Below are 23,996 nucleotides of genomic sequence, written 5' to 3'. Positions count from 1 at the left end.
GCGAAGCTGAAATCGTCCTAATCTGATGGATAAAAAAGGAATCCTAATGGAAAAATTTCGTGTTCACGGTCCTTTCACCTTGAGTGGTACCGTTGATATTTCAGGGGCAAAAAATGCGGCCTTACCTATTCTTTTTGCCGCTATTTTGGCTGAAGAGCCTGTAGTTTTAACCAATGTGCCAAAGTTAAAAGATGTAGATACGACTTTCAAAATCTTGCGTAAATTGGGCGTTGTTGTTGAACGTGATGAACAAGGCACAGTACACATTGATGCAAGCAAAATCGATCACTATATTGCTCCTTATGAATTAGTCAAAACCATGCGGGCGTCTATTTGGGCGTTGGCTCCGTTACTCACGCGTTTCCACCAAGGGCAAGTTTCGTTGCCTGGGGGCTGTACGATTGGTGCTCGTCCTGTCGATATGCACATTGCTGGTTTGGAAAAAATGGGAGCGAACATCACTCTTGATGAAGGCTATGTCAAAGCGGAAGTCAGCGGTCGTTTAAATGGTGCAAGAGTTTTGATGGATAAGGTTAGTGTCGGGGCAACTCTGTCAGTGATGATGGCCGCGACGTTAGCAAAAGGCACAACGATTATTGAAAACGCGGCCCGTGAACCAGAGGTGGTAGATACTGCTATTTTCCTGAATAAAATGGGGGCAAAAATTAGTGGTGCGGGCTCTGATATGATTACGATTGAGGGCGTTGAACGTTTAGGGGGCTGTGAGCACCATATTGTGCCCGATCGCATTGAGACAGGGACATTTTTAGTTGCTGCCGCTATTTCTGGTGGGCGGATTACTTGTCGAGGTACTAAAGCGGATACCCTTGATGCGGTGATTGAAAAATTGCGTGAGGCAGGTATGCAAGTCGATGTCACAGAGAATACGATTACGTTAGATTCGTTAGGTAATCGTCCAAAAGCGGTGAATATTCGCACGATGCCTCACCCAGGGTTTCCGACGGATATGCAAGCACAATTTACCTTACTGAATGCGATTGCCAACGGTACAAGTAAAATAACAGAGACAATTTTTGAGAACCGTTTTATGCATATTCCAGAGTTGATTCGAATGGGAGCAAAAGCGGAAATAGAAGGTAATACTGCAATTTGTTATGGGGTTGATACGCTTTCAGGTGCTGAGGTCATGGCAACGGATTTACGTGCTTCGATTAGCTTAGTTCTAGCGGGATGTATTGCTAACGGTGAAACGATTGTTGACCGTATTTATCATATTGATCGTGGTTATGAAAATATTGAAACGAAGTTACAAAAGTTAGGGGCAAGAATTGAGCGATTTAATGCCCCGTTTGCGGAGTAATCACTGAATTGTCAGCTTTAAGCGGTCTTTTTTGACGCAAGCTTGCCTCAAAGAGACCGTTTTTTATTTCTTCTGACTTTAATTTACTCGAATTAGGGTATGATGAATACAGAATTTATATCATAAATTTGAATCACATTATTATAAAGAAACACTACATCAAGATTAACTTATCGCCTAAATATAATAGGTGAATTGTATTGATTAAAAGGAGACTCAATGAAAAAAATCCCTTATGTTCTACCTATTGTCGCCGTGTCTGCCTTATTGACAGCTTGTGGTGGAGGTGGTGGCGGAGCAAACCACTCGTCAGCACCAGCGCCAACTGAGACAATGAAAAGTATGGACAACAAACAGGTAGTTCCCCAAGGCTTGCCTGAAAATAATAATTCAGTATCTGAAGCAGCTAAAAATGTAGATCAGCCTACTGAGCAAAATCAGTTAGATGAAAAACCGATTGTGGAAAGTCAGTCTATAGAACATCCAAAAGTATCTAATAATAGTTCCTCTGAGCAGCCTATTGCAGGAAATAAGCCAGCAGAGCAACCTATTGTTGAAATCAAGCCTATCGATAATCTCCCTATGGTGGAAAAGGAGTCATCTAAGAAATCAGAATTGATTACATTGGATGTTATGGATAAATCAGTAACAGATAAAGATATGTGGTCAGGCAGTTGGCAGCATAGCAAAGATGCTGTACCAGTTCTTTATTTAATCGAAAATCCTAAAGCAAGTGCAGATGAAGATCCCAATATTATTGAAAAGAAAACCGCGACGATAAAGTTAAAAGCGGGTCATAATGTCGATGATGATATCAATTACCGCTTTTACCTACTTGATGATAATGCCTATTATGGTTTTTATCGTGATAGCGTAGATATGAAAAGAGTCGATAGTCACTTAGTTTATGGCTATCACTTAGCGAGTGAAAATAAGGGCAATTTAAGCCAATTGACAGCAAATTACAAAGGAGAGTTTTGGTATCAAACGCTTGGGCTTCCGAATGTAAATACACCTTCTAAAGTTGAACTTACTTATGAAAATGGTGTGGCAAAAGGGGTAATCAATAGCCGTGATGGCTATAAAATGTTTGATGTGCAATCAAAAGAAAATCCAAGAGAATTGGAACTTACTTCAACGGGATGGCTAGATAACTTCGTAGGAGATATTAATAAGGGGAATAAAGGTTTATTGAATATTCACTTTATCAACGCAACAGATGGCACAGAGAATAAAGTCTTAGTCGGTAAAGGTGGTAATGACCTTTATTGGGGGGTTATCGGAGCGGAGAAACAATAATCTCTTCCAAAACGGAAAGCATCGCTTTCCGTTTTTTGTTTGAGTTTGCAAAATTTGGGCTAAATCCTACCGCTTTTTGACTAAACAGCGTATAATCTCGCCGTTTTGGGAAGAGGAAAAGTTACGTTATGAGCCAGTTTTTTTATATTCATCCAGAGAATCCACAAAGTCGTTTAATCAATCAAGCAGTGGATATCATTAAGAAAGGTGGGGTGATTGTCTATCCAACGGATTCTGGTTATGCATTAGGCTGCGGGTTGGGCGAAAAACAAGCAATGGATCGAATTGTTACGATTCGTCGATTGCCTGAAAATCATAACTTTACACTCGTATGTAGCGATCTTTCCGAACTCTCCACTTATGCATTAGTGACGAATCAATCTTATCGATTGATCAAAAACAACGTGCCAAATCCTTATACGTTTATTTTACCCGCAACTAAAGATGTGCCACGCCGTTTGCTGACCAAACGCAAAACTATCGGTATTCGTGTACCAGACAATAACATCGCACTTGCATTGATTGCTGCACTGGGCGAACCCATTCTCTCTTGCTCGCTGATGTTACCGAATGAAGAGATTACCCAATCGGACCCCGATGTGATCCGCGATTATCTCGAGCATCAGGTCGATTTAATTATCCACGGCGGTTATTTAGGGCAATCGCCAACTACGGTGATTGACCTCACCCAAGACAGCCCTGTAATTATTCGTGTTGGATCGGGTGATCCAACGCCGTTTAACTAACACATTCTGCCCACAAGAGTGGGGGAACTTATGCTTAACGACGCTTGTGAAAGCGACAACAAAGGAACTTTAATGAACACATTTCGTAAACCGACCGACAACAAGCGGTCAGATTCTCGCCAAGATTTACCAAAAGCAAGTCGTTCATCACGCTCGCAACCGAGTATGAATGCACGTCTAAAAATGGCAAAAAAAACACAAAATCCAACCGCTTGTGCTGCCGACGAGAGCAAAAAAAGTGAAAAAGTGATCGGTGAAAAACTGCAAAAAATTCTTGCTCGTGCGGGGCAAGGTTCGCGTCGTGAAATCGAAGCGGTGATTGCCGCAGGACGTGTCAGCGTAGATGGCAAAATGGCAACCTTGGGCGATCGAGTGGTGGTGAGCTCAAGTACTAAAATTCGTATTGATGGGCATCTTGTCAGTCTCACCCCAGCTCAGAAAGAGATCTGTCGTGTGCTGATGTATTACAAACCCGAAGGCGAACTTTGCACCCGATCTGACCCAGAAGGGCGTGCGACGGTTTTTGATCGCTTGCCACGTTTGACGGGGGCTCGTTGGATTGCTGTAGGGCGTTTGGATATCAACACCTCTGGCTTATTGTTGTTTACTACCGATGGTGAACTGGCTAACCGCTTGATGCACCCAAGTCGTGAAGTGGAACGTGAATATTCCGTGCGAGTCTTTGGTGAAGTCGATGAAGCCATGTTACAACGCTTGCGTAAAGGCGTACAGTTGGAAGATGGTCCTGCTAATTTCAAACAGATCAAAACCGTTGGCGGAACAGGACTGAACCAGTGGTTTGATGTTACTTTAACTGAAGGGCGTAACCGTGAAGTACGTCGTCTATGGGAGAGCCAAGGCATTCAGGTTAGCCGCTTAATTCGTATTCGCTACGGCAACATCAAATTAGAGAAAAGCTTGCCACGTGGCGGTTGGGAGGAGATGGGCTTAGAACAGGTGAACTACCTGCGTGAGTTAGTGGGCTTGCCTGCGGAAACGGAAACGAAAGTTGATGTGACCAAAAATCGTCGTCGTACCAGTGCCCGTCAAATTCGTAAAGCGGTGAAACAACACACGAAATATCGTAAGATTTAGCCATACTCCCTATATCCTCCTTTTCTCAAGGAGGATATTTTTTGTTTGGAAATTTTAAAGGAGAAAAAATGACCACATTCAATCTGCGTTTAAAAGCCAAAAATGAATTGACACCCCATCCAACAGCACAATACTGGCGAAAATGCCAAGTGGAAGAGCTGTTTGAAATGCCGTTTATGGAATTGGTATTCAAAGCCGCAAAAGTACATCGGGAATATTTTAATCCGCAAGAAATTCAGCTCTCGACGTTACTTTCAATTAAAACAGGCGGTTGTCCTGAAGATTGCGAATATTGCCCGCAATCCGCCCGCTATGATACAGGGTTGGAACGCCAAACGATGTTGGATGTGGAAGAAATTCTCGAAAAAGCCCGCATTGCTAAATCCCGTGGTGCCAGCCGTTTTTGTATGGGGGCAGCATGGCGTGGGCCGAAGCCGAAAGATATTGAATCTGTTACTAAAATTATTTCAGCGGTGAAAGATCTCGGTTTAGAAACTTGCGGCACGTTTGGGATGTTAGAAGAAGGAATGGCAGAAGATTTGAAACAAGCGGGGCTGGATTATTACAACCATAATTTAGATACTGATCCTGATCGCTACGATAAAATTATTCATACTCGTAGCCACGATGATCGAATGGATACCCTTGGCAAAGTTCGTAATGCAGGGCTGAAGGTCTGCTGTGGCGGTATTGTCGGAATGAATGAAACTCGCCCAGAGCGTGCGGGGCTGATTGCGAGTCTTGCTAATCTCGATCCGCAACCAGAAAGTGTGCCAATCAACCAGCTGGTGAAAGTGGCAGGTACGCCTCTTGAGCATGCAGAAGATTTGGATTGGACCGAGTTTGTCCGTACCATTGCCGTGGCACGCATCACAATGCCAAACAGCTATGTGCGTTTGTCAGCAGGTCGGGGTGAAATGCCTGAAGCAATGCAAGCCCTATGTTTTATGGCGGGAGCAAACTCGATTTTCTATGGTGATAAACTACTCACCACCGAAAACCCAGAAGAAGATCACGATCAATTGTTAATGGCAAAACTTGATCTCTATCCACTGACCTATTCAGAGTAAATTTAGATGACGCTCAAAGCCTTGTTGATTGTTCTACAAGGCTTTATTATTTTTCTTGGAAAAGTAGCTTTGGATTGTTTGATAGTGAAACTCAAAACCTTCTCTGAGTAGTCTAGCTGGAACAAGCGGCTGGTTATCAAGTAAAAGTTGTGAACGTTCGCCTAAGGCAAGTTTTAATACAAATGCAGGAACCTTGAAAAAGGCTGGTCGATTCAGACTTTTTGCCAAGACCTGATTGAATTGCCCATTTTGAGCAGGCTCTGGGGCAACGAGATTATATGCTCCACGACTATTAGAATGATTTAGTAAAAAAAGAGTGGCTCGAATGTGATCTTCTAGCGAAATCCAAGCCCAATGCTGTTGTCCACTGCCCAATTTCCCACCAAGCCCTAAACGATAAAGTGGTAGCATCTGTTTTAGTGCTCCGCCTTGTTCATTGAGCACTAGCCCTGTACGGATAACACATACCCGAGTTCGTTCACTTTGGGCGGAAAATGCCGCACTTTCCCACTGTTGGCACAGTTGAGCTGGGAAAGCGGTGCCACAAGCGGTCAGTTCATCCGCTTTTTTTGCAACTTGAGGCAAATCGCCATAATAGCCCGTCGCAGAACCTGAAATGAGTACGTGTGGCGGATGATCACTTTGGCGAATCAAGGTCGCAATTTTTTGAGTTAATTCCACTCGGCTGTTGAGCAGTTTTTGCTTTTGTAATGCTGTCCAGCGTTTGTCAAAAATCGGTTCGCCTGCAAGATTGATAACGGCATCAATACCATCAAGATTTGCAAAATTTTTCACGAATCTGACCGCTTGTGTATCCGTTCTAGACTGTCGGCTAAGCACGGTGAGCTGATGACCTTCCGCAACAAGTGCTTTGCACAAGGCTGTACCAATAAAACCTGTACCGCCAGTGATAAAAATCTTCATTAGATAGATGCCTCAAAGAGATCAGTAATGTTTTCAATTAATGATTCAATCGGTGTCCCTAAAGTAGGGGTGATAAAAATGGTATCATCTCCGGCAATAGTACCGAGAATGCCTTCTGCTTTACCCATAGAATCCAGTAAGCGAGCAATCAGTTGGGCAGCACCTGGGCTGGTTTTAACCACAATTAACATGTGGTTGTGATCAATATCAGTCACTAAATTTTTCAGTGGGCTAGACGTGGTTGGCACACTGAGTTCCGCGGGCAGTTGATAAACCATTTCCATTTTCGTATTACGAGTACGAACCGCCCCGAATTTGGATAACATTCGGGAAACTTTGGATTGATTAATGTGTTCAAATCCCATGTCTTGTAGTGCGGTAACAATCTCACTTTGGGAGCTGAATTTTTCTTCTTTGAGAAGAGCTTTAAAGGCATCATTAAGGGAATCAAACTTTTCCACACGGTTTCCTTTTATGCAAATTTGTTAAAATCTATGCGAAATTTTTGCTTATTTATGCAAGAAATGCAAATCGAAAGCGATTTTTTTTATAAAAATTTGCGGTGGATCTCAAAATTGAACTTTGCTGTTTGAATCTTGACTTAAATTTGCATAGACTAATTTTGTTTCAATTTATCTACTAATAGGAGAATCTTATGAAAGTTGCAGTATTAGGTGCAGCAGGTGGTATCGGTCAAGCATTAGCGTTACTCCTCAAATTACAACTTCCTGCAGGGACAAATTTAGCGTTATATGATATTGCACCGGTTACACCAGGCGTTGCTGTTGATGTGAGTCATATTCCAACGGCGGTAAAAGCGGTTGGTTTTAGTGGTGAAGATCCCTCTCCAGCCCTTGAAGGTGCTGACTTAGTATTGATTTCAGCAGGTGTTGCTCGTAAACCTGGTATGGATCGCTCTGACTTATTTAACATCAATGCGGGCATTGTACGTAACTTAATTGAAAAAGTGGCAGTCGTTTGCCCGAAAGCATGTGTGGGTATCATCACTAACCCAGTCAATACTACCGTTGCAATTGCGGCAGAAGTGTTGAAAAAAGCGGGCGTGTATGATCCACGTAAATTATTTGGTGTGACTTCATTAGACGTGTTACGTTCAGAAACTTTTGTGGCAGAGCTAAAAGGCAAAGACGTTAATAAGATTAAAGTCCCTGTGATTGGTGGACACTCTGGTGTAACTATTCTTCCATTGCTTTCTCAAGCCTATGAAGAAGAGCGTATTGCCTTTACTGATGAAGAAGTAGCTTCTTTAACAAAACGCATCCAAAATGCAGGTACCGAAGTGGTTGAGGCGAAAGCAGGTGGCGGATCAGCAACGCTTTCAATGGCACAAGCCGCAGCACGTTTTGCACGTTCTGTACTCAAAGGCTTAACCGGCGAAAATACCGTTGAATATGCCTATGTAGAAGGTGATGGCAAATATGCCCGTTTCTTTGCACAACCAGTTCGTTTAGGTCGTAACGGTGTGGAAGAGTTATTGCCAATTGGTGAATTAAGTGCTTATGAACAAGCCGCCATTGAAGCAATGATCCCAACTTTAAAAGCAGATATTGAACTTGGTGAGAAATTCATTAACGGCTAAACCTTGAATTTCCGTTAATAAATCGTCATTATACAAAGCCGAAAACGCCCTGTTTTCGGCTTTGTCTATGGTAGGAAATTATGGATTATATAATTAATGTTAACGAACAAAACTTTAGCGAGATAATCAACGCCACAGCCGAAGTGCCTGTGGTGTTTCATTTTATGTCGCCAGCCGAGCCTCGTTCGATTGAAATGGAAGCGATGCTACGGCGTTTATCGGATGAATTTTCCAAGCAATTTCTATTAGCGATTGTCAATTGTGATGAGCAGCCAATGATTGCAGCACAATTCCGAGTGCAAGGGTTGCCAACCAGTTATTTTTTTGCAAATGGTCAGCCTGTTGATGCCATTTCAGGTGTGATTTCGGAGCAAGAACTTCGTATTCGCTTGAGCAATATTTTGCCGAAGGAAGAAGAACTACAATTCGCCCAAGCACTTGAGTTGCTTGAAGCCGAGAATTATGAAATGGCGTTACCACTGCTGAAAAAAGCGTGGGAGCTAACCGATAAGAAAAACAGTGATTTTGGATTGCTTTATGCTGAGACTTACATCGCAATGAAAGATGTGGAACCTGCCAAGGCGATTTTAGCCCAGATCCCAATACAAGATCGGGATAGCCGCTGGCAAGGTTTACAGGATCAAATTAGTTTATTAGAACAAGCGGCAGATTCTCCCGAAATTCAGCAACTGCAAGTGGAATACGGCAAAAATCCAACCCCAGAGATTGCGGTGAAACTCGCGAACCAGCTACACCAAGTCAAACGCAACGAACAAGCGTTAGAGTTATTGATGGAATGGCTTCGCAAAGATCTCACTGCAGGCAATGGCGAAATTAAAGCACAATTTTTAGCGATCTTATCTGCAATGGGGAATGCTGATCCGCTGGTGGCGAAATATCGCCGACAGCTTTATTCATTATTGTATTAAATCCCTCTTTTCAGCGGGAAATTTGTAGGTTGAGCTTTGAGCCACCTAAACATTACAAGCGGTAAGATTTTGGAAAAAATTTGCAAATGGTGGGGCAAAACCACTTAAGATTTATTTGGAGAAAAAAATGACAACAAAACACGCAAAATTATTGATTTTAGGCTCAGGCCCTGCGGGCTATACGGCAGCAGTTTATGCAGCGAGAGCAAATTTAAGCCCTGTGTTAGTCACAGGAATGCAGCAGGGCGGGCAGCTTACTACCACTAGTGAAATTGAGAACTGGCCGGGGGAATTTGGCGATATTACGGGTTCAGAATTGATGAGCAAAATGCAAAAACACGCTGAGAAATTCAACACTGAGATTATTTTCGACCATATTCATAGCGTGGATTTATCTAAACGCCCATTTACCTTAAACGGCGATTTCAACACCTTCACCTGCGATGCATTAATTATTGCAACAGGAGCATCGGCAAAATATCTAGGCTTACCGTCCGAAGAAGCATTCAAAGGGCGTGGCGTTTCCGCTTGTGCGACTTGCGACGGCTTTTTCTATCGTAATAAACCCGTTGCGGTAATTGGAGGTGGCAACACTGCCGTTGAAGAAGCCTTATATCTATCAAATGTGGCCAGTCAAGTACATTTAATTCACCGTCGTGATACTTTCCGCAGCGAAAAAATTTTAATCGACCGTTTAATGAAAAAAGTCGAAGAAGGCAAAATCGTTCTCCATTTGAATGCGGTGTTAGATGAAGTGTTGGGCGACAACTCAGGCGTAACAGGTGTACGAATTAAATGTACCAAAACAGAACAGCCAGAAACGCTAACTTTAGACGGTGTGTTTGTGGCAATCGGCCATGCACCGAATACTGAGATGTTTAAAGATCAGCTTGAATTAAATAACGGTTACATTGTGGTCAGATCGGGTTTAGAGGGCAATGCCACCGCTACCAGCGTCGAAGGCGTGTTTGCCGCAGGGGATGTGATGGACCACAACTACCGCCAAGCGATCACTTCTGCAGGTACGGGCTGTATGGCAGCACTGGACGCAGAACGTTTTTTAGATAGCCAATAAAATGTATCGCCTTGCTTCTATTTGTGAGGCAGGGTTCAAATTTACAAGCGGTCACTTCCTTGCAAATTTTTGCAAATCTTTGGGAACTTCCTTGTGAAATAATGGACGGAAGAGCAGAAATAAAATATAGTATTCCCCGTTTTTGTGAACCTTTATCAATGGAAAACATTATGTCTGAACAAGTTGCTGAATTAGAAGCACATAACTCAAAACCAACCCTGTCTATTAAAGAGGCGATTGCGTATTTAGCCGAAAAATTTCCACTCTGTTTCTCCCTTGAAGGTGAAGCTAAACCACTCAAAATTGGCTTATTTCAAGAACTTGCTGATGCGGTTGCAGGTGATGAAAAAATCAGCAAAACTCAACTCCGTCAAGTACTTCGTGCTTATACCTCAAATTGGCGTTATTTACATGGCTGTAAAGAAGGCGCGATTCGCGTAGGGTTACAAGGTGAAGAAGCTGGCGTGGTAGATGCCACCCAAGCTGAACACGCAACACAGACACTCGAACAAGCGAAAGCAGCATTTGCAGAGAAAAAAGCACAGCAACGGAAAGAACAGCGTAAAGAATTCTTTAAACAACAAGCTAAAGAAGCAAATGCAAAAAAACGTGCAGAAATGAGAACAAAAAAAGAGCCTGCAAAAGCCTCATTGGAAAGCTTAGCCGCACTCGAAAGTAAATTTAGCAAACACTAACAAACGGTCAAATTGCAATGCAATATTACAAACTTAAAGCCGTGGTTGGCTTATGTCTAGCAGCCTTTGCTGGACATAATTTTGCCGTTGAGCCAACCTTGAAAGAAAGTGAGTTGGTCATTCCAACACCCGCAGAAAATCACGCCCTTTCAACTAAACGGGTAACGGCACGTTTAACTCAATCCCATTATCATAAGTTTACATTGGACGACACATTCTCTGAGAAGATCTTCAATCGTTATATTGATTGGTTGGATGGAGCTCACAATACCTTTTTGCAATCAGATATTGATGAGATGCGAGAAAAGTATGCGACCAAGTTAGACGAGCAACTCTATGAAGGTAAGTTGGATATTGCTTTTGAAATCTACGATTTGATGACCAAACGTCGTTATGAACGCTATAAATATGCGTTATCGTTATTAGATAAAGAGCCTGATTTAAAAAGCAATGATCAAATTGAAAATGATCGTGAGAAAGCCCCGTTTCCAAAGACGATTGCTGAAGCGGATGAGTTGTGGCAACAACGTGTGAAAAACGATGTTATCAATCTTTATCTGAAAGATAAAAAATGGCCTGAAATTAAAAAAACATTGGTGAAGCGCTACAATTTAGCGATTCGTCGTTTAACCCAAAACAAGGCGGATGATATTTTACAAACTTATCTCAACGCCTTTTCACGTGAAATTGATCCTCACACTAGCTATTTATCTCCACGCTCCGCTCAACGCTTCCAAGAGAGTATGAATTTGTCTTTAGAAGGGATTGGTGCGACATTGGAAATGGAAGATGATGTCACCAAAATTAAGTCTTTAGTGCCTGGAGCTCCAGCGGCATTAAGCAAAAGACTGGCTGCAGGCGATAAAATTGTGGGGGTAGGTCAGTCAGCAGATAAAATTGAAGATGTTGTTGGTTGGCGTTTAGATGATGTTGTCGATAAAATCAAAGGCAAAAAAGGCTCCAAAGTTTATCTTGAAATAGAACCAGCTAAAGCAGGCAAAAATAAAGTAGTGACGTTGGTTCGCGATAAAATTCGCTTAGAAGACAGTGCTGCGAAGCTAACTTTTGATAAGGTTAATGGTAAAAATATTGCCGTCATTAAAATTTCGACATTCTATATTGGCTTAACTGCGGATGTTCGTAAGTTATTAACCCAGATGAAAGAGAAAAAAGCAGATGGGTTAATTATTGATTTACGTGATAATGGTGGCGGATCCTTGACGGAAGTTGTGGAATTGACAGGGCTTTTCATTAAAGATGGGCCTGTGGTACAAGTGCGTGATGCATTTAACCGCATTAAAGTTCATGAAGATCCTGACAACAAGGTTGAATATGATGGTGACATTATGGTGATGATTAATCGCTATAGTGCATCAGCTTCTGAGATTTTTGCTGCGGCAATGCAAGATTACAATCGAGCGATTATTGTTGGGCAACAAACCTTTGGTAAAGGGACTGTGCAGCAAAGCCGTTCATTGAATTTTGTGTACGATCTAGATTCAAGCCCACTTGGCTTCATTCAATATACCATTCAGAAATTCTATCGAATTAATGGTGGAAGTACTCAGCTCAAAGGGGTTGAAGCCGATATTCGCTTCCCTGAAATCATCAATGCGGAAAAAAATGGTGAGGGCTTTGAGGACAATGCCTTGCCATGGGATAAAATCCCAGCTGCACCTTATGTTGAAGTTGGTAATGCTCGCAAAGCGGTTGCAGTGTTAGCGAAAAAACATCAAGAGCGGATTGCGAATGAACCAGAATTTATTACGCTTAATGAAGATATTGCGATCCGTAATGAGCTTGATAAACGTAAATACACATCGTTAAATCTTGAAGAACGTAAAAAAGAGCATCAAGAAGCAGAAGCAAAACGGTTGAAAGATCTCAATGCTCGTTTTAAACGTGAGGGCAAAAAGCCATTAAAGAATCTCGATGCTTTACCGAAAGATTATGAAGGTCCAGATTTCTTTTTGAAAGAAGCAGAAAATATGATGGCCGATTGGTTAGTCATGGATAAACGATAAAAATCATTTATAATGCACAATTTTTAGACCGCTTGTTGGCTACAAGCGGTCAGTTTTATGAAAAATTTTACTTGGAACTTGAATGAACACAATGAAGAAATTATTTACCTTGCCTTTAGTTATGTCGGCTAGCTTTGCGGTGGCAGAGACTCAAATGAGTACTCAGGATAATGTGTTGCCTCAGCTAAGTTTTGAATTACAACAAGAACGGGCAGCGGAATTAGCTAAACAAGCGGAAGAACGCCTAAGAGTTGAAGAAGAAAAACGTATTGCTGCAGAAACGTTACAGCAAGCTCAGCAACGAATCTTACAAGAAGTTGGTGAGAACTCCCTACAACTTTTGCAAGCAACGGCAAATGTTTATTCAAAATTGGATTTTAAACCGATTTGGCAAGATGCAAGTACAACAAAACTTTTTCTCAAAGAATATGCGTTATTTGCAGCAAGTGGTGTATCAGCGAAATCTGCAAATGCTTTACAGCAGATTTTAAATACACCAGAAAGCGTTGCTCGTGATATTTTACTGACAGATAGCTTTTTAGACTATTTATATTACAACAAGGGGGTTAGCCAGTCGGCTAATCAATGGTTATATAAATTAGGTAGCTATAAACCAAAATCACCAGATGAAAATAGTATCGAGCAGTGGGTGTTTGCCATTAATAATCATACAACCCATCAGTTTATTGATACCCTGATTCCGAAAAACCATATTTATCAAGAAATGGCAAATATGCTGTTTACAATGTCACCGACTAGTGAGATTGAACAATCAGGACAAAAGTCTCAGAAAGCAAAATCAGGTAAAAGTAAGTCAGATAATGCTCCAGTTTCCTTCCAAAAATTGGCGTTAAATGCACAGAGATTACGAATTATTCCAAGTTTTAACAATGGGATTTTCGTGAATATACCAAGTTATCAACTGTACTATTTTCGTGATGGAGAATTAGTTCTTCAATCAAAAGTGATCGTTGGACGAAATGAAAGACGGACACCCGTAATGTTTAGTAAATTAAGCAATGTTGTTGTCAATCCACCTTGGAACGTTCCTCCAACGATTAAGAATAAAGATCTTGTTCCTAAAATGCGTCGTGATCCAAGTTATGCAAATTCGCATAGCTATGAAATTATTGACTCTGCAGGTCGAAAAGTAGATCCATATAGCATTAACTGGGCCGCTTATGATAACCCAAATAAAAATTTTCCTTATCATATTCGCCAAAAAGCCGGTGATGATAGTGCATTAGGACGTTACAAATTTAATATGCCGAGTTCAGACGCTATTTATTTACACGACACACCAAATCGTGGCTTATTCAGCAAAACAAATAGAGCGTTAAGTTCTGGTTGTGTTCGTGTAGCGAAATCAGATGAACTAGCAACTTTATTACTTAAAGAAGCTGGTTGGTCAGAACAACGTAAAAAAAGTGTATTGGCGAGTAAGAAAACCACATCGGCTCAAATTCGCTCAGATAATCCAGTTTATCTTTACTACGTTACGGCATGGGTTGAAAATGGAAAGATTCATTCATTACCGGATATTTATCGTTTTGACACGAATTTGCCAAAGGTGCGAATTGATTGGGATCAAGTTAAAAACGTGATCTAATTCACAGAATAAAAAAATTCTCCCTTTTTATTTAAGGAACAAGGAACTTTTCTATTTTATAAAAAACTAAAATTGCTCAAAATATAGTGCTTATAATTTTGGGGATTTATTTCTAGGATAACAAATGGAACAGACTAATTTAGAACGCCGCAGATGGCTATCATTAGGTGGGATCATATTAGGAGCGACCTTGTTGCCTAATTATGTAAAGGCTGCAGTATCAACCCCTAAACCATTTATTTTACGATTAAGAAATATTAACACTGGCGATGCGTTTACCGCTAGTTATGCAACGGGACGTTTTTCAGCCAAAGATCTTGGAAAACTGAACTACTTAATGCGAGATCGTCATACTAATCAAGTTAAAGCGATTGATCCTAACTTATTTATGAAATTAACAAGAATTTTAGCGAAGTTAGGTATGCGTAATTCTGAAATTCAAGTGTTGAGTGGATACCGTTCTGCTCAAACAAATGCCAGAATGCGTCGTCGTAGTCGCGGTGTTGCGAGTAATAGCTACCACATTTTAGGTAAAGCGGTTGATTTTAATATCCAAGGTGTACCACTGGCACGTATTAAAATGGCTGCAGAGAGCTTAAGTAATGGTGGGGTTGGTTATTACCCTCGCAGTAATTTTATCCACGTTGATACAGGCCCTGTCCGTACATGGCGTGGCTAGCAAGCGGTAAGATTTGATGTTTAATTTGCAAATTGTGCCTGTCACACCATTCCAGCAAAATTGTTCAATTATTTGGGATGAGCATAAAGATGCCGCAATTATTGATGCGGGTGGTGAGGCACAAAAAATCATTCAGTTTGTCGAAGGGCAAGGGCTGAATGTTAAAAAATTATTGATTACTCATGGTCATCTTGATCACATAATGGCAGTTGCTGAATTACGTCAGCATTTTGGTGTTGAAGTATTTGGATCTCATCAGGCCGACAAACCACTTTTTGAACAGCTTCCAGAAATTTGTCGTAGTTATGGTTTTCCAGAAGTCCCAGCCTTTTTACCCAATCATTGGCTAAATGAAGGTGACCAAATTCAAGTCGGTCAATTAAACTTTACGGTTCGTCATTTACCAGGACACTCTCCAGGCCATATTGGTTTTTTCGACTTTGAGAATAAGATTACTTTTAGCGGTGATGTATTATTCCAAAACAGCATTGGTAGAACAGACTTATATCAGGGAAGCTTTGATCAATTAATCACAACGATTCGTTCAAAAATGTTTGATTTAGCAGATGATTTTATTGTGGTTTGCGGTCATGGTCCCCATACAACGATTGGCCAAGAAAAAATGTCTAATCCGTTTTTAAAGTAAAGGAATAACGATGATGCATCAATTAAAAGTCATTTTATTTACAAGTCTTTCTCTGTTTCTGACCGCTTGTTCTTCGTCCATTAATCCAGAAACGGGGCAACGCAATGATCCTCTTGAAGGTTTTAACCGTGCAATGTGGAAGATCAATTATGACTATCTTGATCCTTATGTCGTTGAGCCTATTGCAAAAGGTTGGCGAGATTATGTACCAAGCCCCGTGAAAACAGGCTTAGTGAATGTGGCAAACAACTTAGATGAGCCAGCAAGTTTTGTAAACCGTTTACTTGAAGGAGAAGGACAAAAAGCCATGGTGCATTTCACCCGTTTTTGGTTTAACTCCATTTTCGGCTTAGGTGGACTCATTGACTTTGCTAGCCTTACCCCAGATCTAAAATTAGAAAATGGTCATCGAGATTTCGGTGATACGTTAGGGACTTACAATGTGCCAACAGGTGCTTATGTAATGTTACCTGCGTATGGTCCAGCAACGCCACGTCAAGCCGTTGGGGATATCGTTGATACGACCTACCCTGTACTTTCTATGCTCACAACGCCTTGGGCTATTGCAAAATGGAGTGTACAAGGGATTGACGCACGTTCAAAACTGATTGGTAAAGACGAAATATTGAAACAATCGCAAGATCCGTATGTGACTTTCCGCGAAGCTTATTTCCAACATCTTGATTTCAAAGTAAAAGATGGTAAAACGGAAAATGAAGGAAAAGAGACTTTGTCTCAAGAAGAATTAAAAAATATCGACTAAAAAAGAACCCCAAACATAGTTTGGGGTTCTTTTAGATTTCATTAACCGAACAATTTACCAAGTACTGCTTTTGCACCTTGTTGCAAAAAAGCCATTTTGTTGACATTTTTCGATCAGACCTTGCACACCGCCTTGCGATTGTCATAATGCTTGAATGAGCTGAGTTGCTTTGTTTTGACCTTCGCCACCACCGAATACTGATGATGTCATAGCACCTAAAATACGGTTTAACATTGTTTCTCCATAAAGGTGTTTCCATAAAGTTGCAAGCGGTGAGATTTGCAAAAAATGTTGCGAATCTGACCGCTTGTCGTTATTCATCCGCTAAAATTTGGCGGACACGTTCGAGATCTTCAGCGGTATCTACGCCCACTTGCGGGGCTTGTTTGGCCAAGTCTAAATGAATTTTTTCCCCATACCACAAGGCACGCAGTTGTTCGAGGGACTCCAACTGTTCTAATGCTGTTGGCTGCCATGCCACATATCGCTTCACAAAACCTGCACGGTAAGCGTAAATCCCGATATGGCGTAAATAGTTTTGCTGAGAGACAAACTCATCGTCAAGGGTAGCGAAGTGATCCCGTGGGAATGGAATTGGGCTGCGAGAAAAATAGAGCGCCATTCCGTTTGTGTCGGTTAAGGTTTTGACCACATTGGGATTAAGCAACTCTTCTTTGCTGGTGAGTTTGACTGCAAGTGTAGCAAAATTGACGTGATGGCGGTCTAAATTTTCGGCAACTTGAGCTACGATTACGGGGGGGATAAGTGGTTCATCACCTTGAATATTGACGATAATTTCATCATCGTTAATTGCCATTTTTTCGATCACTTCAGCTAAACGTTCCGTGCCAGAGTTATGTTTATCAGATGTTAGGCAAACTTCACCACCGAAATTTTTCACGGTCTGCTCAATTTCGGGGTGATCGGTAGCAACAATCACACGCTTTGCCCCCGCTTGTTGTGCTTTTTCCCAAACGTGTTGGATCATCGGTTTGCCTACAATGTCTAGCAATGGCTTGCGAGGCAAGCGGGTAGAGGCATAGCGAGCAGGAATGATAACGGTAAAATCCATAAAATCTCCTAAATGCGAGAAAGATCAAATTTGGTAAGGTCAATGCTGTTTGGCGTGCCATAAAATTCGCTCAAGGCTTGGCGAAGCTGCTCGGCACGTAAGGGTAATCCGTTTGCTGCGTAATGTTTCACTTGGGCATAAACGGCATTTTTGAAAGCCGTATTATCGCCTGCATTGCCCGTGAGATTGTCGGCACTTGCAAAATAACGGAAATTGGCAGCCGTGGCCAAAATCCATTCGATGGCTTGCGGTTTGACTTCCACCTGCTCAAATTCCCGTTGGCGTTCTTCGGAACGTCCGTCTGGTTCATACCAGTAGCCAAAATCTTCTAATTTACGTCTCTCTTTGCCAGCGACTAGCCAGTGTGAAATTTCGTGTAATGCACTACTGTAGAAGCCGTGGGCGAATAAAATAACATTATATGGACGTTCGCTTGGCACATTGTCTTCATCAATAAATGCAGGCAAGTAAATGGGATAATCGCCACCCCGTTCTAAGCGGGTGTTATAACTTTCGGCAAAGCAGTCGTCAAAAATTTGAATTAAATCGTGGTAGTTATGGTTGTCTTGATTCATTGGGTTGATTGTTTAGTTAAATAGAGCATACAAGCGGTCGATTTTTAAGGATTTTTTGCAAATTAACGAATATAACTCACAACATTGCCAATCTCTTCCGTATGGCTGGCGAGAGAAATGCCGCATTCATCGTCTTGTGGTGAACCAATCATCACTAGGGCTACGATTTTGTCAAATTCACCGCAGCCAAACGCGTTACGTATTGCGGAACCGTTTACCCATTTTCCACTGATCCAGCAAGTTTCAAACCCTTGAGCATTGGCGGCGAGTTGCATCGCATAGGTGGCACAGCCTGCAGTAAGCATCTGCTCCCAAGCGGGTACTTTGGCGATATCTTTTGCAATTTTTGCCACTACACCGATCACCATCGGAGCACGTTCGCTCAATTTACTGGCTTTTTTATACATTTCATCGTCTAAACCAAATTCGTCTACCACCGAACGTAGATATTGATGGAAGGTCTCCATGCCACTTTTTTCGATCACGACAAAATGATAAGGCTTAAGATGTCCATGATCAGGCACTCGCAAACCAGCTTTGAGAATGGCTTCAAGTTGCTCTTTGTTTGGGGCGATGTTGCCGAATTTTTTGCTGGAGCGGCGGTGTTGAAGTAGGTGTAGGGCGTCGATTGAAGATTTCATGTTTTTATATTGAGTTTCGGTTGAAAAAATTGCACGAAGAATAGCATATTTGCCCCTTTTTATGGTAGCTTACGCAGTATTTTTTGTGTGGTCAAAAACAAAAGAGAACAACAATGTTAGTTATTTTTAAAAGTATTTATAAGGTGTTTCGTTGCATTCGAGAGTTTGTAATGAGCCTGTTCTTTATTTTATTTGTGATGATTTGTTTTGCCGTGGTGAGTTTGCTACAAACAGACACTAAAATGGTAAAGCAACCTGTGCCTGTTGAGAAAGGGGCGTTGTTACTGAATTTAGATGGCTATTTGGCGGACAATCATGATGAGTTTGGTGATTTTCATCGCTTTGTTCAATCAGAGTTAGGCGGTAGCAGTGATCCCGTTAAAATTTCAGTATTTGATGTGGTAAGGGCGATTAAAGCGGCTGAGTATGACGATAAGATTACGGGATTAGTTCTCGATCTTCGCTATTTTGAAGGCGGTGATTTAGCATCGCTTCATTTTGTGGGAGATGAAATCACTCGTTTTAAAAAATCAAATAAACCTGTCTTAGCGATTGGTGAATATTACACTCAAAAGCAGTATTTCTTAGCCAGTTTTGCGGATAAAGTGTATTTAAACAAAGCTGGGTTTGTTGATCTTCACGGTTTAAATTACTCAACACTCTATTTCAAAAGTTTATTTGAGAAAATCGAGGCCATCCCACATGTTTTCCGTGTTGGTACCTATAAATCTGCCGTTGAGCCATTTTTGCGGGATGATATGTCACCAGAAGCAAAAGCGAATGCAAGTTTATGGTTAGAGCAACTGTGGGGGCAATTTAGCCAAAAAGTGGCGGAAAACCGCCAAATCAATGCAAAAACGATTGTACCTGAAATTTCCCAATATCTTGCAGATTATAAAAAAGCCAAAGGCGATGATGCTCAATATGCGTTGCAAAAAGGGTTTGTGACAGAATTAGTTGATAATCAGCAATTACAACAAATTCTACTTGAACAGTTTGGTAAACATGTTGATGGTGATTACAACTATGTGAGTTTCTTTGACTATGTCGCCACGCTTTCTGATCGCTTTGATGTGCAAGATAGCAATAAAATTGCTGTTGTGAACGTTGAAGGCGAAATTATTTTAGGTGAAAGCGATGAAAGTAGTGCAGGGAGCGATACCATTGTGAATTTGTTGCGTAAGGCTCGAGAAGATAATGATGTGAAAGGCGTTATTTTACGAGTAAACAGCCCAGGTGGTAGTGCAATGGCGTCTGAATTGATTCGACAAGAAATTGATGCCGTTCAGCAAGCAGGTAAACCCGTAGTGGTTTCGATGGGCGGAATGGCGGCATCGGGCGGATATTGGATTTCTGCAACCAGTGATAAGATTGTCGCCAGCCCGAATACCCTAACCGGCTCGATTGGCATTTTTGGTTTAGCGGTTAGCTTTGAGCAAACAGCCAAAAATTTGGGTATTTCCGAAGATGGCGTTGCCACCTCGCCACTTGCCAAAGATATTGGATTCAAACCCGTTTCCAAGGCACAGGGTGAAATCTTACAAATCGGTATTGAAAATGGGTATGACCGTTTTATTGAATTGGTAAGCCGCGGACGTAAGATGAGTAAATCGGAAGTAGATAAAGTTGCACAAGGTCAAGTTTGGACAGGACAAGCCGCTTTCGAAAGAGGATTGGTTGATGAATTAGGTGATTTCAATCAAGCCTATCAAAGTGTGGTGGAGCTTGTAAATCAGCAGCGTAAAGCAAAAGGCGAGTCTGAAATCGAAGGGTTTTCAACGCAATGGATGATTACTCAAGATGATGACTTACTGAGCCAATTTATGCGTGATTTCAAGTTACAGTTACCATTCAAAGTGAGTACATTATTTGATTTACCGCTCGTTAAGTCAGCTGAAAAACCACTTGAATTATTGAATAAATTTAACGATCCAAAACAGATGTACCTTTACTGCTTAAATTGCGGCACGGTGAAGTAACAACAAGCGGTCAGATTCTCATGGAAATTTGCAAAAAATGCTTAGAAGCGGACCGCTTGTAAATCAATAAAATTTAGGGCAAACGGCGTATTCTAGATTGCAAAATACCCCGTTGCCCTTTAAACTTCCTAACTTATTTTGACCCGAAAATTGACAGCAATGACCGAAAATACTCAAACTTTATCGTTAGGACAACAATTTAAAACGGCTCGAGAAGCTTTAGGGCTTTCGTTAGTTGAAGTCGCTCAACAGACAAATTTAAAGCGTAATCATTTAGAGTCTTTAGAAGACGATGTTTTCATCCTACCGAATATTCCTCCTGCTTTTGTGCGTGGCTATGTCAGAAACTATCTCCGTTTTTTACGGTTGCCTGCGGAATTAATTGATTCTGTTAATTATGGTGAAGTCACCCTTCCTAAGGAAATGAAAAAAGTTGCTGTTTCAGTGCCAGTTAAAACGAACTACAAATCTCAAACTCGTTGGGTAAAAGGGCTTACTTGGTTAATTCTGCTTTGTGCAGTCGGAATGACATTAGCGTGGTGGTGGCAAGAGCATAAAAAAGATCAAGCAAGTAGCGAGCAACTCGTCAATCGTTCGGTTGAAATGGTGCAAACTAATGCGAATGAAGGCAGTGTGGTGATTCCTGTTTCCACAACGACGGAGCCAATGCTCGTAACGCCTGAAGCTCAAACAGTGCGACAACAACCTCAAACGCCCGTTGCTACTGAGATTCCTTTGGTTATTGAACCAACGCCACCAACAGTGGCTGTGAATGTATTACAACAACCCGAGGCCGTTGAGCAAGTGACAACAGAACCAACGAAGCAACCTGAATCTGTGGTAATCAATGATGAATTACGTATTGAAATCACCAACGCAAATAGCTGGATTACTGTGCGTGATGCGAAAAACAAAAAACTTGCTGAAAAACTCTATAACGCAGGTGAAGTACTAACATTTAACGGCAACGAACACTATCGTTTAACCGTTGGGGCACCAGCAAACGTGAAAATTTATTACAAGGGCGAACAAGTGCCATTAAAAGTAGATGGCCGTGTTGCTCGTTTCAAACTCCCTTTAGCGAATTAACTATGTTACAAGAACCGAATATCAAACGTCGTGAATCGACCCAAATTTTTGTGGGAAATGTACCCATTGGTGGCGGTGCACCGATCGCCGTACAATCTATGACCAACACTCGAACCACCGATGTGGAAGCAACGGTTGCTCAAATCAAAGCCCTTGAACGTGTTGGGGCGGATATCGTGCGGGTTTCCGTACCGACAATGGATGCTGCCGAAGCGTTCAAATTGATCAAACAACAAGTGAATGTGCCGTTGGTGGCGGATATTCACTTCGACTATCGCATCGCCTTAAAAGTGGCAGAATATGGCGTAGATTGCTTACGCATCAACCCAGGCAATATCGGCAAAGAAGAGCGGATTCGAGCGGTGGTCGATTGTGCTCGCGATAAAAATATCCCGATCCGTATCGGTGTGAATGCGGGATCACTTGAAAAAGATATTCAAGAAAAATTTGGTGAGCCCACACCAGAAGCGTTATTGGAATCGGCATTACGCCACGTTGACATTTTAGATCGCCTTAATTTCGAACAATTCAAAGTGAGTGTGAAAGCCTCAGATGTCTTTTTAGCGGTGGAATCTTACCGCTTGCTTGCGAAAGCGATCAAACAGCCGATCCACTTAGGTATTACGGAAGCAGGCGGGGCGAGAGCAGGAGCGGTGAAATCAGCAATCGGTTTGGGTTTACTACTTTCAGAAGGTATCGGTGATACCTTACGTGTGTCGTTGGCGGCAGATCCTGTGGAAGAGATCAAAGTCGGCTTTGATATTTTGAAATCGCTACGCATTCGTTCTCGTGGCATCAATTTTATCGCGTGCCCAACGTGCTCACGTCAAGAATTTGATGTGATCGGCACGGTAAATGCCCTTGAGCAACGTTTGGAAGATATCATCACGCCAATGGATGTGTCGATTATCGGTTGCGTAGTAAATGGACCGGGTGAAGCGTTAGTTTCTGATCTCGGCGTAACGGGTAGCAACAAAATGAGTGGCTACTATTTGGATGGCGTTCGCCAAAAAGAGCGTTTCGATAACGACAAGTTGATCGATCAATTAGAAGCTAAAATCCGTGCCAGAGTGGCACAGCAGCATAATCGAATTGATATTGCCCAAGTTTAATTTTTCATTCAGGAGAGCAGATGAAAGTCGCTGTATTTGGTACTAAAAATTACGACCGAAAATATTTAGAACTGGTCAATGTGAAATATCATTTTGACTTGGAGTTTTTCGATTTTATGCTCAACGAACGCACAGCAAAAATGGCAGAAGGTTGCGATGTGGTCTGTATTTTTGTGAATGATGACGGCAGCCGTAAAGTGCTAGAAAAACTGGCAGAAGTGGGCGTGAAAATGATCGCTTTACGTTGTGCTGGTTTTAATAATGTCGATTTAGATGCGGCAAAAGAATTTGGTATTGACGTGGTGCGGGTGCCAGCCTATTCGCCAGAAGCGGTAGCGGAACACGCTGTTGGCTTGATGCTTACTCTCAACCGCCGCATTCATCGGGCTTACCAACGTACCCGTGAAGCCAATTTCTCACTAGAAGGCTTGATCGGATTTAATATGCACAAACGCACTGTAGGTGTGATTGGAACAGGCAAAATCGGTATTGCAACAATGCGAATTCTGAAAGGATTTGGCATGCATATTTTAGCCTACGACCCGTTTAAAAATCCTGAAGCTGAAGCCTTGGGGGCGGAGTATGTTAGCTTTGATGAGCTGTATGCGAAATCCCACGTGATTACCCTGCATTGCCCAGCGACCCCTGAAAATTATCATCTGCTCAACAAAGACACGTTCGCTAAAATGAAAGATGGGGTGATGATCATCAACACTAGCCGTGGTTCATTGATCAACACCCAAGATGCGATCGAAGCGTTGAAACAACGGAAAATTGGAGCATTGGGAATGGACGTATATGAAAACGAGCGGGATTTGTTCTTTGAGGATAAATCCAACGAAGTGATTTTGGATGACGTTTTCCGCCGTTTATCATCGTGCCACAATGTTTTGCTCACGGGGCACCAAGCGTTCTTAACCGAAGAAGCATTGATGAGTATCTCAGATACCACATTATCTAATATCAACTGCTTGGCAAAAGGGCAGCATTGTCCGAATAGCGTGCTAAACGGCTAAACAAGCGGTCAGATTTTCAAAAAGTTTTACAATTAGG

The 23,996-nt window shown here is 41.8% G+C and carries 23 protein-coding genes; 18 read left to right on the top strand and 5 right to left on the bottom strand.

Annotated features, from left to right (window positions below; all coding sequences use genetic code 11):
• Positions 1-46: 46 nt before the first annotated feature.
• The 5 genes from murA (at position 47) to bioB (ending at position 5,531) form a co-directional block, all read left to right on the top strand.
• Positions 47-1,321, top strand: coding sequence for a UDP-N-acetylglucosamine 1-carboxyvinyltransferase (murA, locus tag A4G17_RS09700; RefSeq protein WP_123955790.1), 1,275 nt, complete (start codon positions 47-49; stop codon positions 1,319-1,321).
• Between the two features lie 219 nt (positions 1,322-1,540).
• The gene (locus A4G17_RS09695; protein ID WP_123955791.1) at positions 1,541-2,620 is read left to right on the top strand and encodes a hypothetical protein; all 1,080 of its coding nucleotides are present in this window, start codon (positions 1,541-1,543) and stop codon (positions 2,618-2,620) included.
• A gap of 128 nt (positions 2,621-2,748) precedes the next feature.
• Entirely contained in the window at positions 2,749-3,366 is a 618-nt protein-coding gene (locus A4G17_RS09690) for an L-threonylcarbamoyladenylate synthase (RefSeq protein ID WP_123955792.1), read from the top strand.
• A 72-nt stretch (positions 3,367-3,438) separates the two neighbouring features.
• Positions 3,439-4,461 carry a 23S rRNA pseudouridine(2605) synthase RluB gene (rluB, locus tag A4G17_RS09685; RefSeq protein WP_123955793.1) on the top strand — a complete coding sequence of 341 codons (1,023 nt, stop codon included), beginning with the start codon at positions 3,439-3,441 and terminating at the stop codon, positions 4,459-4,461.
• Between the two features lie 68 nt (positions 4,462-4,529).
• Positions 4,530-5,531: a biotin synthase BioB gene (bioB, locus tag A4G17_RS09680; RefSeq protein ID WP_123955794.1), complete on the top strand. Its 1,002-nt coding sequence runs from the start codon at positions 4,530-4,532 to the stop codon at positions 5,529-5,531.
• Between the two features lie 33 nt (positions 5,532-5,564).
• On the opposite strand, the gene A4G17_RS09675 is transcribed toward bioB, so the two are convergent.
• Complete coding sequence (locus A4G17_RS09675; protein WP_123955795.1) at positions 5,565-6,455, bottom strand: TIGR01777 family oxidoreductase; 891 nt, start codon at positions 6,453-6,455, stop codon at positions 5,565-5,567.
• Complete coding sequence (gene argR, locus A4G17_RS09670) at positions 6,455-6,916, bottom strand: transcriptional regulator ArgR (protein WP_123955796.1); 462 nt, start codon at positions 6,914-6,916, stop codon at positions 6,455-6,457. Before argR ends, A4G17_RS09675 begins: the two co-directional genes overlap by 1 nt.
• A gap of 194 nt (positions 6,917-7,110) precedes the next feature.
• Between argR and mdh the strand changes: the two genes are divergently transcribed.
• The 9 genes from mdh to A4G17_RS09625 all read left to right on the top strand — a co-directional run bounded on the left by mdh (position 7,111) and on the right by A4G17_RS09625 (position 16,475).
• The gene (gene mdh, locus A4G17_RS09665) at positions 7,111-8,055 is read left to right on the top strand and encodes a malate dehydrogenase (RefSeq protein ID WP_123955797.1); all 945 of its coding nucleotides are present in this window, start codon (positions 7,111-7,113) and stop codon (positions 8,053-8,055) included.
• 80 nt (positions 8,056-8,135) lie between these two features.
• Positions 8,136-8,984: a co-chaperone YbbN gene (locus tag A4G17_RS09660; protein WP_123955798.1), complete on the top strand. Its 849-nt coding sequence runs from the start codon at positions 8,136-8,138 to the stop codon at positions 8,982-8,984.
• A 127-nt stretch (positions 8,985-9,111) separates the two neighbouring features.
• Positions 9,112-10,059 (top strand): thioredoxin-disulfide reductase, encoded by a 948-nt coding sequence (gene trxB / locus A4G17_RS09655; RefSeq protein WP_123955799.1) that lies wholly within the window; start codon positions 9,112-9,114, stop codon positions 10,057-10,059.
• Between the two features lie 170 nt (positions 10,060-10,229).
• Positions 10,230-10,754: an RNA chaperone ProQ gene (proQ, locus tag A4G17_RS09650; RefSeq protein WP_123955800.1), complete on the top strand. Its 525-nt coding sequence runs from the start codon at positions 10,230-10,232 to the stop codon at positions 10,752-10,754.
• 17 nt (positions 10,755-10,771) lie between these two features.
• Positions 10,772-12,778, top strand: coding sequence for a carboxy terminal-processing peptidase (gene prc, locus A4G17_RS09645; protein ID WP_123955801.1), 2,007 nt, complete (start codon positions 10,772-10,774; stop codon positions 12,776-12,778).
• Positions 12,779-12,869: 91 nt separating this feature from the next.
• Complete coding sequence (locus A4G17_RS09640) at positions 12,870-14,387, top strand: L,D-transpeptidase family protein (RefSeq protein WP_207948580.1); 1,518 nt, start codon at positions 12,870-12,872, stop codon at positions 14,385-14,387.
• A 124-nt stretch (positions 14,388-14,511) separates the two neighbouring features.
• Complete coding sequence (mepK, locus tag A4G17_RS09635) at positions 14,512-15,066, top strand: peptidoglycan L,D-endopeptidase MepK (RefSeq protein WP_123955803.1); 555 nt, start codon at positions 14,512-14,514, stop codon at positions 15,064-15,066.
• A 16-nt stretch (positions 15,067-15,082) separates the two neighbouring features.
• On the top strand, positions 15,083-15,712 hold the full coding sequence (locus tag A4G17_RS09630; protein ID WP_123955804.1) for an MBL fold metallo-hydrolase: 630 nt from the start codon (positions 15,083-15,085) through the stop codon (positions 15,710-15,712).
• A 13-nt stretch (positions 15,713-15,725) separates the two neighbouring features.
• On the top strand, positions 15,726-16,475 hold the full coding sequence (locus tag A4G17_RS09625; protein WP_123956675.1) for an MlaA family lipoprotein: 750 nt from the start codon (positions 15,726-15,728) through the stop codon (positions 16,473-16,475).
• Positions 16,476-16,788: 313 nt separating this feature from the next.
• On the opposite strand, the gene kdsB is transcribed toward A4G17_RS09625, so the two are convergent.
• The 3 genes from kdsB to A4G17_RS09610 all read right to left on the bottom strand — a co-directional run bounded on the left by kdsB (position 16,789) and on the right by A4G17_RS09610 (position 18,763).
• Entirely contained in the window at positions 16,789-17,547 is a 759-nt protein-coding gene (gene kdsB / locus A4G17_RS09620) for a 3-deoxy-manno-octulosonate cytidylyltransferase (RefSeq protein ID WP_123955805.1), read from the bottom strand.
• An 8-nt stretch (positions 17,548-17,555) separates the two neighbouring features.
• Positions 17,556-18,122: an elongation factor P hydroxylase gene (locus tag A4G17_RS09615; protein WP_123955806.1), complete on the bottom strand. Its 567-nt coding sequence runs from the start codon at positions 18,120-18,122 to the stop codon at positions 17,556-17,558.
• A gap of 62 nt (positions 18,123-18,184) precedes the next feature.
• Positions 18,185-18,763 carry an NAD(P)H nitroreductase gene (locus A4G17_RS09610; RefSeq protein WP_207948550.1) on the bottom strand — a complete coding sequence of 193 codons (579 nt, stop codon included), beginning with the start codon at positions 18,761-18,763 and terminating at the stop codon, positions 18,185-18,187.
• A 113-nt stretch (positions 18,764-18,876) separates the two neighbouring features.
• Here A4G17_RS09610 and sppA point away from each other — a divergent pair, with 113 nt between their 5' ends.
• The 4 genes from sppA (at position 18,877) to A4G17_RS09590 (ending at position 23,959) form a co-directional block, all read left to right on the top strand.
• Entirely contained in the window at positions 18,877-20,742 is a 1,866-nt protein-coding gene (sppA, locus tag A4G17_RS09605; RefSeq protein WP_123955807.1) for a signal peptide peptidase SppA, read from the top strand.
• Positions 20,743-20,880: 138 nt separating this feature from the next.
• On the top strand, positions 20,881-21,831 hold the full coding sequence (locus A4G17_RS09600; RefSeq protein WP_418886390.1) for a RodZ domain-containing protein: 951 nt from the start codon (positions 20,881-20,883) through the stop codon (positions 21,829-21,831).
• A 2-nt stretch (positions 21,832-21,833) separates the two neighbouring features.
• Entirely contained in the window at positions 21,834-22,943 is a 1,110-nt protein-coding gene (ispG, locus tag A4G17_RS09595; RefSeq protein ID WP_123955809.1) for a flavodoxin-dependent (E)-4-hydroxy-3-methylbut-2-enyl-diphosphate synthase, read from the top strand.
• Positions 22,944-22,963: 20 nt separating this feature from the next.
• On the top strand, positions 22,964-23,959 hold the full coding sequence (locus A4G17_RS09590; RefSeq protein WP_123955810.1) for a 2-hydroxyacid dehydrogenase: 996 nt from the start codon (positions 22,964-22,966) through the stop codon (positions 23,957-23,959).
• The last annotated feature ends 37 nt before the right edge of the window (positions 23,960-23,996 follow it).

Origin of the sequence: Frederiksenia canicola (assembly GCF_011455495.1) — a bacterium.
Classification (GTDB): Bacteria; Pseudomonadota; Gammaproteobacteria; order Enterobacterales; family Pasteurellaceae; genus Frederiksenia; species Frederiksenia canicola.
Note: the sequence above shows the minus strand (reverse complement) of the source record. Positions and strands in the feature narration are given on the sequence as shown.